This is a genomic window from Priestia sp. SIMBA_032, assembly GCF_046535215.1.
Taxonomy (GTDB): Bacteria; Bacillota; Bacilli; order Bacillales; family Bacillaceae_H; genus Priestia; species Priestia aryabhattai.
In genome coordinates, this window is record NZ_JAWRXD010000843.1 from 1 (window position 1) to 264 (window position 264).

The 264-nt window shown below is 67.8% G+C and carries 1 pseudogene; it reads left to right on the forward strand.

The window, feature by feature from the left end:
- Positions 1-264 (forward strand): annotated as a pseudogene (locus SB717_RS36720) (indole-3-glycerol phosphate synthase TrpC); the annotation flags it as partial.

The following is a 264-nucleotide window of genomic DNA, read 5'->3' on the forward strand; positions in this document are numbered from 1 at the left end:
CTGCAAGCCGCGCGCTACGAGGCGGGCGGGGCGAGCGCGATCAGCGTGCTCACCGAGGGCCGCCGTTTCAAGGGATCGCTCGACGACCTCACCGCGGTGAAGCAGCGCGTGTCGCTTCCCGTGCTGCGCAAGGACTTCATCGCATCGCCCTACCAGGTTGCCGAGGCTCGCGCGGCCGGTGCCGACCTCGTGCTTCTGATCGTCGCGGCGCTCGACCGGAAGACGATCGGCGAGCTTTACACCCAGATCGTAGAGATGGGCATG